Genomic DNA, 14,835 nt, shown 5'->3' with positions numbered 1-14,835 from the left:
CTCAGAAGAACATGCGCGCGAGTTCCGCGCCCGGATGCGCCGCGCGCATGAACGCCTCGCCCACGAGGAACGTATGCACGGAAAGCGCACGCATTTCCTCGACATCCGCCCGCGAGAGAATGCCCGATTCGGTCACGACGATGCGGTCCTCCGGCACGTCGTCCAGCATGCCGATGGTGGTTTGCAGCGTCGTTTCGAAGGTGCGCAGATTGCGGTTGTTGATGCCGATGAGCGGCGTTTTCAGCGTGAGCGCGTGCGTGAGTTCGTCGCGGTCGTGCACCTCCACGAGCACCGCGAGGCCGAGCGAATGCGCATACGCTTCGAGATCGCGCATCTTGCCCGGATCGAGCGCGGCGGCGATCAGCAGGATCGCGTCGGCGCCCATCGCGCGGGCTTCGAGGATCTGGTACGGATCGACGATGAAGTCCTTGCGCAGCACGGGCAGTGCGCATGCGGCGCGCGCGGCTTCGAGATAGGCCGCGCTGCCCTGGAAGAACTGCACGTCGGTGAGGACCGAAAGGCACGCCGCGCCGTGTTCCGCGTAGGAACGCGCGATTTCGGCCGGGACGAAGTGCTCGCGCAGCACGCCTTTCGAGGGGCTCGCCTTCTTCACTTCGGCGATCACGGCCGCCTGGCCGTTCGCGTGTTTTGCGCGCAACGCGCCGACGAAGTCGCGCAGATCGCGCGCCGCCGCCGCGAGGCGCAGTTCTTCGAGCGGTGCGCTCTGCTCCGCGGCGCGCACTTCTTCACGCTTGACCGCGATGATCTTTTCGAGGATGTCGCTCATGATGGCCTGCTAAAACGGTGCTGGATCAGCGTTTGAACTGTTGGGTGAAGCGTACCAGTTCGTCGACTTTGGCGCGTGCGCGGCCGCTTGCGATGGTCTCGCGCGCAAGCACGATGCCGTCGGCGATCGATGCCACGATGTTCGCCGAATAGAGCGCCGTGCCCGCATTGAGCGCGACGATCTCGCGCGCCACGCGAGACGCCGCGACGCCCGGCTCGTTCGAGAGCGCGCCGAGCAGCATCGCCTTCGATTCGTCGGCGTTCTCGACCTTCAGCGTGCGGTTCGAGACCATCTGCATGCCGAAGTCTTCGGGGTGGATCTCGTACTCGCGAATTTCGCCGTCCTTCAGTTCGCCGACGAGCGTGGCCGCGCCGAGCGACACCTCGTCCATGCCGTCCTTGCCGTACACCACGAGCACGTGCCTCGCGCCGAGGCGCTGCATCACGCGCACCTGGATGCCCACGAGGTCCGGGTGGAACACGCCCATCAACTGGTTCGGCGCGCCGGCGGGATTGGTGAGCGGGCCGAGGATGTTGAAGATCGTGCGCACGCCCAGTTCGCGGCGCACGGCCGCGATATTCTTCATGGCCGGGTGATGGTTGGGCGCGAACATGAAGCCCATGCCCGTTTCCGCGATCGAGGCCGCCACCTGGTCGGGCTGCAGGTCGATGTTCACGCCGAGCGCTTCGAGCACGTCCGCGCTGCCCGATTTGCTCGACACGCCGCGATTGCCGTGCTTGGCCACCTTCGCGCCCGCTCCCGCGACGACGAACATCGACGCGGTGGAGATGTTGAACGTGTGCGAGCCGTCGCCGCCCGTGCCCACGATGTCGATGAAGTTCGAGTTGTCCTTCACGTCCACGTGATTCGCGAATTCGCGCATCACGGTCGCGGCGGCCGCGATCTCGCCGATGGTTTCCTTCTTCACGCGCAAGCCCGTGATGATGGCCGCCGAGAGCACCGGCGAAAGCTCGCCGCGCATGATCATGCGCATGAGGTGCAGCATCTCGTCGTGGAAGATCTCGCGGTGCTCGATCGTGCGTTGCAGCGCTTCTTGCGGGGTAATCATGATGTCCGCCTCCGTATCAAGCACGCTTCGTCTGCTTGAGGAAATTCTCGAAGAGCGCGTGGCCGTGCTCGGAGAGGATCGATTCGGGGTGGAACTGCACGCCCTCCACGGCCAGTTCGCGATGGCGCACGCCCATGATCTCGCCGTCTTCGGTCCAGGCCGAGACTTCGAGGCAGTCGGGCAGCGACTCGCGCTCGATGGCGAGCGAGTGGTAGCGCGTCACGTTGAAGTGCTTCGGCAGATCCGCGAACACGCCTTTGCCGTCGGTTTCGATCTGGCTCACCTTGCCGTGCATGATGGTTTTCGCGCGCACGACGCGGCCGCCGAACGCTTCGCCGATCGCCTGGTGGCCGAGGCACACGCCGAGGATGGGCGTCTTGCCGGCGAATTCGCGCAGCACGCCGAGCGTGATGCCCGCATGCTGCGGGTTGCTCGGGCCCGGCGAGAGGCAGATGCGCGCGGGGTTCAGCTTCGCGATGTCGTCGATCGTGATTTCGTCGTTGCGGTACGTGCGGACGTCTTCGCCGAGCTCGCCGAAGTACTGGACGATGTTGTAGGTAAACGAATCGTAGTTGTCGATCATGAGCAACATGTCTTTTCTCCCGCTCAGAAGTCGCTGTCGAGGCCGTCCTGCACCTGCTCGGCGGCGCGCAGCACGGCGCGCGCCTTGTTTTCGGTCTCCTGCCATTCCGACTCGGGCACCGAATCCGCGACGACGCCCGCCGCGGCCTGCACATACAGATTGCCGTTGTGGATGAGGCCGGTGCGGATCGCGATTGCAAGATCCATCTCGCCGTTGAACGAGAGATAGCCGACCGCGCCGCCGTAAAGGCCGCGCTTCACCGGCTCCAGTTCGTCGATGAGTTCCATCGCACGCACTTTCGGCGCGCCGGAGAGCGTGCCGGCGGGGAAGGTCGCGCGCAGCACGTCGAAATTGTTCATGCCGGGCTTGAGCTTGCCTTCGACCGAACTCACGATGTGCTGCACGTGCGAGTACTTTTCGATGACCATCTTGTCGGTCACCGCCACCGAGCCGATTTCGGCGATGCGGCCCACGTCGTTGCGCGCGAGGTCGATCAGCATCACGTGCTCGGCGATTTCCTTCGGATCGCTGAGCAATTCGGTGGCGAGTTCCGCGTCGCGCTCGGGCGTGTTGCCGCGCGGCCGCGTGCCCGCGAGCGGGCGGATCGTCACGATGCGGTCCTCGCCGCGCTTTTCCTGGCGCACCAGGATCTCCGGCGAAGCGCCCACCACGTGGAATTCGCCGAAGTTGTAGTAGTACATGTACGGCGAAGGATTGAGCGAGCGCAGCGCCCGGTAGAGCGAAAGCGGATTGTCGCGATACGGCTTGGTGAGGCGCTGGCCCACCTGCACCTGCATCAGCTCGCCCGCGGCGATGTATTCCTTGGCCTTGCGCACGGCGGCGAGGTAGTCGTCCTTCTTGAACTCGCGGAAGGTTTCGGTGCGCACGCTCGCCGACGTCACGGGCGGCTGCACGGTCGTGCGCAGGCGCTGCTTCAGCTCGCGCAGACGCTGTTTGGCCTTCGTGTAGGCTTCGGGCGTTTGCGGATCGACGTAGAGGATGAGGTAGAGCTTGCCCGCGAGGTTGTCGATGACGGCCACTTCTTCCGTCAGCAGGAGCTGGATGTCGGGCAGGCCGAGGTCGTCGGGCGGGGCGGTATCGGCGAGCTTCTTCTCGATGTAGCGCACCGCGTCGTAGCCGAAGTAGCCCGCGAGGCCGCCGCAGAAGCGTGGCAGGCCGGGGCGCTGCGCGACCTTGAAGCGCGCCTGGAACTGCGCGATGAATTCGAGCGGATCGCCTTCGTGCGTTTCGATCACCTGAGCGTCGCGCACGACTTCGTTGATTCCGTTGCGTGCGCGGATCAGCGTGCGCGCCGGCAGGCCGATGAACGAGTAGCGCCCGAAGCGCTCGCCGCCCACCACGGACTCCAGCAGGAATGAGTTCGCGCCGCTGCGCTCGGGCTGCGCGAGCTTCAGATACAGCGAGAGCGGCGTTTCGAGATCGGCGAGGGCTTCGGCGATCAGCGGGATGCGGTTGTAGCCCTCGTTGGCGAGGGACTGGAATTCGAGTTCGGTCATGTTCCGATCCTGTTCGTGCGGGCCGGTCGCGGCTCTGAAAGGGCGCGGCGGTGAGCGCGATGGCGGCTTTGTTTGAGCCTTGCTGGGGCCTTGCTGTGCCGGCGCTCGCTCGTGTTCCCGGCGCCTGCGAATCTGGCAGCAGGGCGCCGATGTGCGGATGTTACTCGACCGCCCGGGCGGCGCGGCAATCCGCTCTGCGCTGCGCGCCTCGCCGGGTAAGACGAAGCGACACGCAGGACAACGAATGCCAACGGCCAGCCAGCCGACGGGTGAGTTACCGCAACAGTTTAGAAACGAGACACGCGCGAGAGCGCAGCGACATAAAAAACGGGGCTGAAGACGAGTTTCTTGCTCGAACTCAGCAAACCTCGGGCGAGGTTAGCGCGACCAGCGACGCCAGGGCCAAGCTCCCCGGTCGATGCTGCTCAGACTCCGTTTTTTATTCAGAAACATGAGGAAAAGAGACGTTAAGTTGATAACTTAGGTCAGATCATTGTGTGCCGCGATCGCCTTGGCGGCGTCGAGCAGCGTGGCCACTATACCATCCGAATCGATATTTTGCACAGGCTGGCCGTGGTTGTAGCCGTAGGGGACCGTGAGCGTCGCCATGCCGGCCGCACGGCCCGCGAGTGCATCGTTCTCCGAATCGCCGATCGCCACCGCCGCCTGCGGCTTCACCCCGAGGCGCTCGCACGCGATGAGCATGGGCAGCGGATCGGGCTTCTTCGCGGGCGTGCTGTCGCCGCCCAGCACGACTTCGAAGTAGCGCGACAGACCGTACTGCTGCAGCAATTCGACGGCGAAGCGGTGCGGCTTGTTGGTCACGCACGCAAGCCGCACGCCCGCTTCGCGCAGTGCGCCAAGTCCGGCCTCGACGCCCGGATACAGGTGCGTGTGCCGGCCGTTGATCTTCGCGTACTCGTCCTGGTAGCGCGCGAGCGCTTCCTCGAAGCGCGACTGGGCGTCGTCGGCGCTGAAGCGCGGCGCGAGCACGCTTTTGATCAGATGCTCCGAGCCCTTGCCCACGTAGCCCATCACCTCTTCGCGCGTGGTTTCCTCGGCGTCGAACTGGGCGAGCATGCCGTTCAGGCCCGCGGCGAAGTCGTCGGCGGTATCGACCATCGTGCCGTCGAGGTCGATCAGCGCCGCCTCGATGCGCGGCGCCGAAAAAACGATCGCCGCGCTCATTGCGCCTGCCCGACCGTGGCGAGCTGCGCGCGCATCTGGTCGATCACGGCCTTGTAGTCGGGCTTGCCGAAGATCGCCGAACCGGCGACGAAGGTGTCGGCGCCGGCCGCCGCGATTTCGGCGATGTTGTCGATCTTCACGCCGCCGTCGATCTCCAGATGAATTTCGCGGCCGCTGCGCTCGCGGTAGGCGTCGATCTTCGCGCGCGCCTCGCGCAGCTTGACGAGCGCCTCGGGAATGAACGACTGGCCGCCAAAGCCCGGATTCACCGACATGATCAGCACGAGATCGAGCTTGTCCATCACATAGTCGAGGTAATTGAGCGGCGTGGCCGGGTTGAAGACGAGGCCGGCCTTGCAGCCGTGGTCGCGGATCAGCGAGAGCGTGCGGTCGATGTGGTCCGAGCCTTCCGGGTGGAAGCTGATCACGTTCGCGCCCGCCTTGGCGAAGTCGGGCACGATGCGGTCCACGGGACGCACCATCAGGTGAACGTCGATCGGCACGTCGACGTGCGGGCGGATCGCCTCGCACACGAGCGGGCCGATGGTGAGGTTCGGCACGTAATGGTTGTCCATCACGTCGAAGTGGATCCAGTCGGCGCCTGCCGCGACGACGTTACGGACTTCTTCGCCAAGGCGCGAGAAGTCGGCGGACAGGATGCTGGGGGCGATGCGGAATTGCGTCATGGCGAGATGGCGTGCAGATAGACGGAAAAACGCCATTTTACCGCTGCCTGCCCGGGCGAGCCCCTATGCGCGCCGGGTTGCGGGCACCCGCCGCATCAAGCAGAATGCGAAACCATATGCCCGGCAGGGCGCGATCCCTGCGCTGCCTTGGTGCGCGGCGCGCGCGACGTTGCCGCACCGCCTTATCGACCGGAATCAGGATGAGCCAGTACGAATTCAGCGTGACGTCGCAGGTGCGCTACCTGCCCGAAGAATCGGACCCCGAGCGCCGTCAATACGCGTTCGCCTACACGCTGACCATCCGCAACACGGGGCAGGTGAGCGCGCAACTGATCGCGCGCCATTGGGTCATCACCGACAGCGAAAACCACGTTCAGGAAGTGAAGGGGCTGGGCGTGGTGGGCCACCAGCCGCTGCTCAAGCCCGGCGAACAGTTCGAGTACACGAGCTGGGCCGTGATCGCGACCCCCGTGGGCACCATGCGGGGCGAGTACTTCTGCGTGGCCGAGGACGCCGAGCGCTTCGAGGCGCCCGTTCCCGAGTTCGTTTTGCGCATGCCGCGCACACTTCATTGAACCGTAGCGCCGGTTTGCAGTCTGCTAGTCCTGACGCCGGTCGTGCGGGGCGCGTTTCTTCCTGCCCGACGCGGTCCATACGACGATGAAAATCAGCAGGAAGAGCGCGATCAACGCTTCCAGCCCAAACATGAGCATCGGGTATTCGTCGAGCAGATCAGACATGGCGGTATCCATCGAGAACAAGCATTGTATGCGCGATTTGGGGCAGTTTTCCGGGCGGATGCCCGGGTTCAGCAGTGAGCATGATGATGCGCCTGCGGGCGCAGCGAGACGGACCCTCGGCCGCGCGGCCGGCTGGCTGGGGGCGGCCGCGCTGGCGGCGCTGCTGGCCGCGTGCGGCGGCCCGAGCTATGTGCGGACCTCGCCGCCCACGGGGACGCCCTACGTTCCCGGCCAGATCGCGGCGGCCCGCCTCACGCCGGTTGCCTGGCAACAGGTGCCGGGCTGGCAGGACGATTCGCTGATCGGCGTGACCGCGGCGCTGCGCGCCAACTGCACGCGCCTCGCGCGCGATCCGCGCTGGCAGCGCGCCTGCGCCGCCGCCTCGCAGCTCGACGACCTCGATCCGGCGAGCGCCCGGGCCTTCTTCGAAACCTACTTCACGCCCTACCAGTTCGCCAACAACGACGGCACGCTGGACGGCCTCGTGACCGGCTACTACGAACCCTTGCTGCATGGCTCGCGCACGCGCCACGGCATCTATCAGACGGCGCTCTACCACTGGCCGTCCGGCTATCGCGCGGGCACGCCGCTGCCGCCGCGCGCGCAGCTCGAGCGCTCGGGCGTGCTCGACGGCAACGAACTCGTCTGGGTGGACGATCCGATCGAGGCGTTCTTCCTGCAGGTGCAGGGGTCCGGGCGTGTCGTGATGGAAGACGGCAGCGTGATGCGCGTGGGCTTTGGCGGGACCAACAACCAGCCGTACCGCTCGATCGGCAAATGGCTGCTCGACCGCGGCGAACTTACGCCGGCGCAGGCGACCATGCAGGGCATCAAGGCCTGGGCGCGGGCGAATCCCTCGCGCGTGGACGCGCTGCTCGACACGAATCCGCGCTTCGTCTTTTTCCGCGAGATGCCCGGGGCCGATGGCTCGGCGCAGGACGGCGCCGACGGCCCGGTCGGTGCGCTCGGCGTGCCGCTCACGCCGGAGCGCTCGATTGCCGTGGATCCCTCGTCGATTCCGCTGGGCACGCCGGTGTTCCTGCAGACCACGCGGCCGCTGACCAATACGCCGCTCAACCGCCTTGTGTTCGCGCAGGACACCGGGACGGCGATCAAGGGCGGCGTGCGCGCCGACTACTTCTGGGGCCTCGGCGACGACGCGGGCGATCTGGCCGGCAAGATGAAGCAGGGCGGCCGGATGTGGCTGCTGTTTCCGAACTCGTGAGTGCGGGTTCGACCTGAAGGAAAAAGCCGGTGCGCAGTCGGCACGCGCCGGTTTTTTCTTTGGGGGATGTCCGGCGGCTTGCCGGGGACAGCAGGGCGCTTACTTCGGACGTTTGTCGATGACGCGGCGCGCCTTGCCCACCGAGCGCTCGATGCCGTTTACCTCCAGCACATTCACGAGGGCGGTTACGCCGATCAGCGCCTTGATATCGTAGGCGAGCGCGTTGCGCGCCTTTTCCAGCGCCGCGCCGTCGGGTGCGCTTTCCGGGGACGGCTCGACATTGAGCGCCATCACATCGAGCGGCCCTTCCTTGGTCAGCACGATCTGGTAGTGCGGCGCAAGCACCGGCTGCTTGAGCAACAGCTCTTCGATCTGCGTCGGGAACACGTTCACGCCGCGGATGATGAGCATGTCGTCCGAGCGGCCCGTGATCTTTTCCATGCGGCGCATCGTGCGCGCGGTGCCCGGCAGCAGGCGCGTGAGGTCGCGCGTGCGGTAGCGGACGATCGGCAGCGCCTCTTTGGTGAGCGAGGTGAACACCAGTTCGCCGAACTCGCCGTCAGGCAGCACTTCGCCCGTTTCCGGATCGATGATTTCCGGGTAGAAGTGGTCTTCCCAGATGGTGGGGCCGTCCTTGGTTTCGGCGCACTCCGAAGCCACGCCTGGGCCCATCACTTCCGAAAGTCCGTAGATATCGACCGCGGTAATGCCCATGCGCTGCTCGATGGCCGCGCGCATGTCGTTGGTCCACGGCTCGGCGCCGAAGATGCCGATGCGCAGCGAGCTGCTGGCCGGATCGATGCCCTGGCGCTCCATTTCATCGGCGATGGCGAGCATGTAGCTCGGCGTGACCATGATGATGTCGGGGCGGAAGTCCTGGATGAGCTGAACCTGCTTCTCGGTCTGGCCGCCGCCGAACGGGATCACCGTGAGGCCCGCGCGCTCGGCGCCGTAATGCGCGCCGAGGCCGCCCGTGAAGAGCCCGTAGCCGTAGCTGATGTGGACCTTGTCGCCGCGCCGCGCACCCGATGCGCGCACCGAGCGTGCAACCAGATTGGCCCAGGTGTCGATGTCGCGCGCGGTGTAGCCGACCACGGTGGGCTTGCCGGTGGTCCCGGACGAAGCGTGAATGCGCGAAATCTGCTCCTGCGGCACGGCGAACATGCCGAACGGGTAGTTGTCACGCAGGTCTTTCTTGGTCGTGAATGGAAAGCGGGCGAGGTCGGAGAGCGACTGGAGCTGCGACGGATGAACGCCTGCCTCGTCGAACTTGCGGCGGTAGACCGGCGAGTTCTCGTAAGCGTGGTTGAGCGACCATTTCAGCCGTTCGAGCTGAAGTGCCGCAAGTTCGTCTCGGCTTGCCTTTTCGATGGGGTCGAGCGGCAGCGTGGTAGTCATCGATGTCTCCTGTGTCGGCCAGAGTGGGGGCGCTGACTCTGACCCCATGCAAGGCTGCGCCTTGGGTTCTGTACGTGGATTGCGTGGATACGTTGAAAAGCCGTCGGGATTCCCGCTCACTCCGCTACCGGAATGACGTTGCCGCGAATTTGCGCGGACTTGCCCCGGAAGAGCGCGACGGTTTCGCCCGCGCGGTTCGTGACGCGGATGTCGTACACGCCGTTGCGTCCCGAAAGAATCTGTTCGACGGCTTCGGCGGTGAGCACGTCGTCCGGTTGCACGGGGCGCAGAAATTCGATCGAGCAGCCGGCCGCGACGGTGTTCACGTTGTACGAATTGCATGCGAACGCGAATGTCGAGTCGGCGAGCGTGAAGATCAGGCCGCCGTGGCAGATCTGATGGCCGTTGAGGAATTCGGGCCGCACGGCCATGGAAAGGCGCGCATAGCCCGCGCGCACTTCGATGAGTTCGATGCCGAGCGCGCGGCTGCAGGCGTCGGCGTCGTACATGGCTTGTGCGGTGGCGCGGGCAAGTTCGTCGGCAGACATGGCGCCAGGCGCAACGCGCGGTGTGGACGTTTGCGTGGACATGTCAGCGGCCCTCGAAGCGCGGTGCGCGCTTTTCCAGGAACGCCTGAACGCCCTCGGCATAGTCGTGCGACGCGCCGAGTTCGCGTTGCAGATCGCGTTCGAGATCGAGCTGCTGGTCGAGCGTTTGCGTGGCTGAGGCGCGCATTGCTTCGCGTGTCGCCACGATGGCGCGGGTGGGTTGCTTCGCGAGTTGCGCGGCGAGCGCGGTGGCGGTGGCCGCCAGGTCGGCGTCTTCGGTGACTTGCCAGACGAGTCCCCAGCTCTCGGCCTTTTCGGCCGGCAGGCGTTCGCCGGTCATCGCAAGTCCCAGCGCGCGTGCCATGCCGACGCGCTTCGGCAGGAACCACGTTCCGCCGGAGTCGGGCACGAGGCCGATCTTGACGAAGGCCTGGATGAAGCTGGCGGAGCGCGCCGCGAGCACGACGTCGCAGGCGAGCGCGAGATTGGCGCCCGCGCCCGCCGCGGTGCCGTTGACGGCGGCGATCACGGGCATGGGCAGTGCCTGCAGGCGTTTGATGAGCGGATTGAAATACTCTTCGATCAGCGCGCCGAGGTCCGTCATTGCGCCGGGCGTGAAGTCGAGATCCGCGAGATCCTGGCCAGCGCAGAAGCCCCGGCCCGCGCCGGTGAGCACCAGCGCGCGCGCGCCGGCGGCGACGACTTCGTCGAGCGCGGCGGCGAGTTCGCGGTGCATCGCGCGCGTGAAGCTATTGAGCTTGTCGGGGCGGTTGAGCGTGATCGTCGCCACGCGTGTGGATGCGTCGGTTTCGACGCGGATCGAATCGTAGGGCACCGGTTGTCTCCTGCAGCTCCAAGGCCGCCGTGCTACGCCCGGCGGCCGGCCGATAGTTGCGTTCGGATCAGAGGCGTTCAATGGCGAGGGCAATGCCCTGGCCTACGCCGATACACATCGTGCAGAGCGCATAACGTCCGTTGATGCGCTCCAGCTGGTACAGGGCCGTGGTCACGAGCCGCGCACCGGAGGCGCCGAGCGGATGACCGAGCGCGATCGCGCCGCCGTTCGGATTGACGCGCGCGTCGTCGTCCTTCAGGCCGAGCTGGCGCAGCACGGCGAGCCCTTGCGAAGCGAAAGCCTCGTTGAGCTCGATCACGTCGAACTGATCCAGCGTCATGCCGAGCTGCTTCAGCAGCTTCTGTGTGGCGGGGGCCGGCCCGATGCCCATGATGCGGGGCGCGACGCCGGCCGTTGCCATGCCGAGCACGCGGGCGCGGCGGCGCAGGCCATACTGGCTGGCGGCGGCTTCGTTGGCGATGAGCAACGCGCACGCGCCATCGTTCACGCCCGAAGCATTGCCGGCGGTGACAGTGCCGTCGGGGCGCACGATGCCCTTGAGCTTGCCCAGTGCTTCGAGCGACGTTTCGCGCGGATGTTCGTCGAGTGCGACGCGGATCGGGTCGCCTTTCTTCTGGGCGATTTCCACGGCCACGATTTCTGCGGCGAGCGTACCGTCCTTCTGCGCGCGGGCGGCCTTTTGCTGGCTGCGCAGCGCGAACGCGTCCTGGTCGGCCCGGCCGATGCCGAACTCGACGGCGACGTTCTCCGCCGTCTCGGGCATCGAGTCGATACCGTACTCGCGTTTCATCAGCGGATTGACGAAACGCCAGCCGATGGTGGTGTCGTAGATACTCGCATCGCGTGCGAATGCCGATGCCGCCTTGCCCATGACGAAGGGCGCGCGCGTCATGCTCTCCACGCCGCCCGCGATCATCAGGCGCGCTTCGCCTGCCTTGATCGCGCGCGCGGCGCTGCCGACAGCGTCGAGGCCCGAGCCGCAAAGGCGGTTGATCGTGGCGCCGGGGGCGTCGGTTGGTAGGCCCGCGAGCAGGGCGGACATACGCGCGACGTTGCGGTTGTCTTCGCCGGCCTGGTTCGCGCAGCCGTACAGCACGTCGTCGAGCGTGCGCCAGTCCACGCCCGGGTTGCGCTCGACGAGTGCGCGGATCGGCACGGCGCCCAGGTCGTCCGCACGGACGTCTTTCAGTACGCCGCCGTAGCGGCCGAACGGGGTGCGGATCGCGTCGCAGATATAGGCTTCGGTCATCTCGGATTCCTGAGGCACGAGCGCGGAAGTACGCTCATGCATACATGCTAGAGGGATGGCGAATCAGGTTCTATTCGGCCAAACGGCATAGGCCGTTCAGCCGGCTACAACAGGGGCGGCTTTCGGTTCAACATGAACCCGGCTCTGAACCACGCGGAAGCGGTTTGCCACGAATGCGGCATCGGCCAGGGCCGCGTTCGCCGCCGGGTTGGCACCCGTGCCGTGGAAGTCCGAGAACGCCGCCGACTGATTGACGAACACGCCGCCCGTGAGGTTGATCGACAGCGCCACGCCGCCGGTGATCGCGGCTTCGTGGGCGGCTTCGATGACCGCGTCGTCGGTGCTGTACACGGAGAGCGTGAGTGCGCCATGGTCGCGAGCGATCGACCCGGCCAGTTCGAGCGACTGCGCGGTCGAATCGGTGGCGATCACGAACGAAATCGGGCCGAACCACTCGCGCATGAACGAGGCCGCGTCGCGGGCGGCGTCGAGCGAGAGCACGAGCGGCGTGCGCACGCGTGCGCCGGGGAACTGAGGATGTTCGAGTATCAGGCTTTCGGCCAGCACCGTGCCTAACGTGCGCGCTTCGTCGATGCGGGCTGTCACGCCTTCGTTCTGGATTGCACCAAGCACTTCGACGGCGCGGGCCGGATCGGCCACGAACTTCGTGACGGCACCGGCAAGCGCCTGTGCAACGGCTTCGAAGCTGAGGTGGCCTTCAGCCGTGCGGATGCCGTCGCGCGGCACATAGATGTTTTGGGGCGCGGTGCACATCTGGCCCGAGTAAAGCGAAAGCGAGAAGGCGATATTGCGCGCGGCTGCCTTCAGGTCGTCCACCGAGTCGATCACAATCTGATTGACGCCGGCCTTCTCGGTGTACACCTGGGCCTGATGGGCGTGTTGCTCGAGCCAGTCGCCGTTCTGCGTGCTGCCGGTGAAATCGATCAGCTTGATTTCGGGGCGCAGCGCGAGCGATTGCACGAGCGCGCCGTCGTTGGGGTTGGTGGCGAGCAGCGTGACCACGTTCGGGTCGAAGCCTGCTTCGCGCAGGACTTCGCGCGCGATCCGCACCGTGATTGCGAGCGGCAGGATCGCGCCCGGGTGCGGTTTGACGATGACGGTATTGCCGGTCGCGAGATCGGCGAAGAGGCCGGGGTAGCCGTTCCAGGTCGGGAACGTGCAGCAGCCGAGCACGAGGCCGGTACCGCGCGGCACGACCGTGTAGCGTTTGTGCATGGCGAGCGGCGGATTCTTGCCTTGCGGCTTTTCCCAGTGCGTATCGGCAGGAATGCGGCGCAGCTGGTCCCAGGCATAGGTCACGGCTTCGAGCGCGCGGTCCTGCGCGTGGGGGCCGCCGGCCTGGAAGGCCATCATGAAGGCCTGACCGGTGGTGTGCATGACGCTGTAGGCGATCTCGAAGCTTGCGCGGTTCAGGCGCTCGAGGATTTCGAGGCTGACACCCACCCATGCTTGCGGTCCGGCGGCGCGCCAGTCGCGCTGCGCTGCCTGGGCGGCGGCGATCAACTGCTCCGGGGAGGCTTCCGGATAGCGTGCACCCAGCGCGAACCCGAACGGCGAGGCTTCGCTGCCGACGGTCGCGCCGGTGGTCGGCTGGTCGAGTTCGAACGTCCGGTTCAGGTGCGCCTTGAATGCGGCTTCGCCTTCGGCACTGGCGGTTTCCCCGTACACTTTTGGACTGGGCATTTCAGCGAACGGGCTCCAGTAGCCACGGGTCTCGATGGCGGCGACCGCCTTTTGCAGCACGCTCTCGTGCTTGGCGAACAAGGGATGTGTCATGGCGCAACATAGATTGAGAGGTTGGGGCAGGCCCGCGCCGATTAATTAACCGACCGGTTGGTTGGCAAATGTTAGCATTAGTCAAAGTTTGGCGTGAAAATTTTTTTGGGGGACTTTTCATAGATGGAAGGAGGACGTATGGCGTACGAGAACATCCTGGTCGAAACGCGCGGCAAAGTCGGTTTGATCACGCTTAACCGCCCGAAGGCGCTCAATGCGCTGAACGATGCGCTGATGGACGAACTGGGCGCGGCGCTGAAGGCGTTCGACGTGGACGAGAGCATCGGGACGATCGTCATCACCGGCAGCGAGAAGGCGTTCGCGGCCGGCGCGGACATCGGCATGATGGCGACCTACAGCTTCATGGATGTCTATAAGGGCGACTACATCACGCGCAACTGGGAGACGATCCGCTCGATCCGCAAGCCGATCATTGCTGCGGTGGCCGGGTTCGCGCTGGGCGGCGGCTGCGAGTTGGCCATGATGTGCGACATCATCTTTGCGGCGGATACGGCGAAGTTCGGTCAGCCTGAAATCAAGCTGGGTGTGATTCCCGGCGCGGGCGGCACGCAGCGTTTGCCGCGCGCGGTTTCGAAGGCGAAGGCAATGGATCTGTGTCTGACCGCGCGCATGATGGATGCGGCCGAAGCGGAGCGCGCGGGCCTCGTCTCACGCGTGATTCCGGCGGCCGACCTGTTGAACGAGGCGATTGCGGCGGCGACCACGATCAGCGAGTACTCGCTCCCGGCGGTGATGATGGCGAAGGAGTCGGTGAACCGCGCGTACGAAACCACGCTGGCCGAAGGGGTGCACTTCGAGCGCCGCCTGTTCCATTCGCTGTTCGCGACGGAGGATCAGAAAGAGGGGATGGCAGCCTTCGTGGAGAAGCGCAAGCCGGTCTTCAAGAACAAATAACGGGCAGAGCTTGCTGCCGCTCCTCCTGGAAAGGCGGCAGGCAAATTTTTTCGTGTTTCCCCTTGCGGGATGGGGGTGGGGGGCGGTAAGATTCGCCCCCTTCGCAGTTCACGGGTGACACCGGTGCAGCGGCGAAGGCCGCCGGAGGGAACGGGCGGACGCGAGGTTGACAGCTTTCAGGCGGCGACGCAAAAAAAAGATGTTGACGAAGCGAAAAAGATTCTTCATAATCTCGTTTCTCTGCTGCAGACGCAGCGACGCAGAAAGAAGCCGGTAG

14 protein-coding genes are annotated in these 14,835 nt (G+C 65.7%); 3 read left to right on the top strand and 11 right to left on the bottom strand.

Features of this window, described 5'->3' with window-relative positions; genetic code table 11:
- Position 1: 1 nt before the first annotated feature.
- From trpC to rpe, 6 genes are all read right to left on the bottom strand, one after another.
- Positions 2 to 787 carry an indole-3-glycerol phosphate synthase TrpC gene (gene trpC, locus BFE01S_RS26115; protein ID WP_028228042.1) on the bottom strand — a complete coding sequence of 262 codons (786 nt, stop codon included), beginning with the start codon at positions 785 to 787 and terminating at the stop codon, positions 2 to 4.
- 25 nt (positions 788 to 812) lie between these two features.
- Positions 813 to 1,859: an anthranilate phosphoribosyltransferase gene (trpD, locus tag BFE01S_RS26110; protein WP_028228041.1), complete on the bottom strand. Its 1,047-nt coding sequence runs from the start codon at positions 1,857 to 1,859 to the stop codon at positions 813 to 815.
- A gap of 13 nt (positions 1,860 to 1,872) precedes the next feature.
- The gene (locus tag BFE01S_RS26105; RefSeq protein ID WP_028228040.1) at positions 1,873 to 2,448 is read right to left on the bottom strand and encodes an aminodeoxychorismate/anthranilate synthase component II; all 576 of its coding nucleotides are present in this window, start codon (positions 2,446 to 2,448) and stop codon (positions 1,873 to 1,875) included.
- A gap of 14 nt (positions 2,449 to 2,462) precedes the next feature.
- Positions 2,463 to 3,956, bottom strand: a complete 1,494-nt coding sequence (gene trpE / locus BFE01S_RS26100; RefSeq protein WP_028228039.1) for an anthranilate synthase component I — start codon at positions 3,954 to 3,956, stop codon at positions 2,463 to 2,465.
- A gap of 480 nt (positions 3,957 to 4,436) precedes the next feature.
- Positions 4,437 to 5,144: a phosphoglycolate phosphatase gene (locus tag BFE01S_RS26095; protein WP_028228038.1), complete on the bottom strand. Its 708-nt coding sequence runs from the start codon at positions 5,142 to 5,144 to the stop codon at positions 4,437 to 4,439.
- Positions 5,141 to 5,830 carry a ribulose-phosphate 3-epimerase gene (gene rpe, locus BFE01S_RS26090; protein ID WP_028228037.1) on the bottom strand — a complete coding sequence of 230 codons (690 nt, stop codon included), beginning with the start codon at positions 5,828 to 5,830 and terminating at the stop codon, positions 5,141 to 5,143. The genes BFE01S_RS26095 and rpe overlap by 4 nt, the downstream gene beginning before the upstream one ends.
- A gap of 200 nt (positions 5,831 to 6,030) precedes the next feature.
- Here rpe and apaG point away from each other — a divergent pair, with 200 nt between their 5' ends.
- Positions 6,031 to 6,405 carry a Co2+/Mg2+ efflux protein ApaG gene (apaG, locus tag BFE01S_RS26085; protein ID WP_028208771.1) on the top strand — a complete coding sequence of 125 codons (375 nt, stop codon included), beginning with the start codon at positions 6,031 to 6,033 and terminating at the stop codon, positions 6,403 to 6,405.
- An 85-nt stretch (positions 6,406 to 6,490) separates the two neighbouring features.
- Positions 6,491 to 7,795, top strand: coding sequence for a murein transglycosylase A (gene mltA / locus BFE01S_RS26075; protein WP_084170171.1), 1,305 nt, complete (start codon positions 6,491 to 6,493; stop codon positions 7,793 to 7,795).
- 99 nt (positions 7,796 to 7,894) lie between these two features.
- Here the strand turns inward: mltA and paaK are convergent, their stop codons facing one another.
- The 5 genes from paaK to paaN form a co-directional block, all read right to left on the bottom strand.
- Positions 7,895 to 9,193 carry a phenylacetate--CoA ligase PaaK gene (gene paaK / locus BFE01S_RS26070; RefSeq protein ID WP_028228034.1) on the bottom strand — a complete coding sequence of 433 codons (1,299 nt, stop codon included), beginning with the start codon at positions 9,191 to 9,193 and terminating at the stop codon, positions 7,895 to 7,897.
- 116 nt (positions 9,194 to 9,309) lie between these two features.
- Positions 9,310 to 9,783 carry a hydroxyphenylacetyl-CoA thioesterase PaaI gene (paaI, locus tag BFE01S_RS26065; protein WP_028228033.1) on the bottom strand — a complete coding sequence of 158 codons (474 nt, stop codon included), beginning with the start codon at positions 9,781 to 9,783 and terminating at the stop codon, positions 9,310 to 9,312.
- Between the two features lies 1 nt (position 9,784).
- Entirely contained in the window at positions 9,785 to 10,576 is a 792-nt protein-coding gene (gene paaG, locus BFE01S_RS26060) for a 2-(1,2-epoxy-1,2-dihydrophenyl)acetyl-CoA isomerase PaaG (protein WP_028228032.1), read from the bottom strand.
- A gap of 67 nt (positions 10,577 to 10,643) precedes the next feature.
- Positions 10,644 to 11,846, bottom strand: coding sequence for a 3-oxoadipyl-CoA thiolase (gene pcaF, locus BFE01S_RS26055; protein WP_028228031.1), 1,203 nt, complete (start codon positions 11,844 to 11,846; stop codon positions 10,644 to 10,646).
- 96 nt (positions 11,847 to 11,942) lie between these two features.
- Positions 11,943 to 13,643, bottom strand: coding sequence for a phenylacetic acid degradation protein PaaN (gene paaN / locus BFE01S_RS26050; protein ID WP_028228030.1), 1,701 nt, complete (start codon positions 13,641 to 13,643; stop codon positions 11,943 to 11,945).
- Positions 13,644 to 13,781: 138 nt separating this feature from the next.
- Between paaN and BFE01S_RS26045 the strand changes: the two genes are divergently transcribed.
- Entirely contained in the window at positions 13,782 to 14,558 is a 777-nt protein-coding gene (locus tag BFE01S_RS26045; RefSeq protein ID WP_028228029.1) for an enoyl-CoA hydratase, read from the top strand.
- Positions 14,559 to 14,835 lie beyond the last annotated feature (277 nt).

It is taken from the genome of Paraburkholderia ferrariae NBRC 106233 (assembly GCF_000685035.1).
In the GTDB taxonomy this organism is placed as follows: Bacteria; Pseudomonadota; Gammaproteobacteria; order Burkholderiales; family Burkholderiaceae; genus Paraburkholderia; species Paraburkholderia ferrariae.
The sequence above is the reverse complement of the archived record's forward strand: the minus strand, read 5'-3'. Positions and strand labels throughout refer to the sequence as shown.